At 57.2% G+C, this 243-nt stretch carries 1 protein-coding gene; it reads right to left on the bottom strand.

Annotated features, from left to right (window positions below):
- The coding region (locus I6E40_RS10880; protein WP_235387304.1) for a virulence-associated E family protein at positions 1 to 232 on the bottom strand (232 nt) is incomplete at its 3' end.
- Positions 233 to 243: the final 11 nt, after the last annotated feature.

The raw sequence follows: 243 nt of genomic DNA on the forward strand, positions 1-243 counted from the left end.
ACGACTTGTGGAACGCTTCCGCCAACGGGGACTGGCGGTAGAAGGTGCGGTTATGTTCTTCTATCTCAGCCTCTTCCTCTTTGGAGAAGAAGGTCGGCTGACCCGCTGCCAACTCCGCCATGACCTGTGCATAGAGTTGGTCGTGGTCTATCGCTTCGCGACTAATCGGAGCCTCCACCATCTGGCAGAAGAAGCGGCGCGAACCCGTCGGGTCGGTCAACAGTTCGGTCATGTTTGACGTAC

Origin of the sequence: Prevotellamassilia timonensis (genome assembly GCF_021531665.1) — a bacterium.
Taxonomy (GTDB): domain Bacteria; phylum Bacteroidota; class Bacteroidia; order Bacteroidales; family Bacteroidaceae; genus Alloprevotella.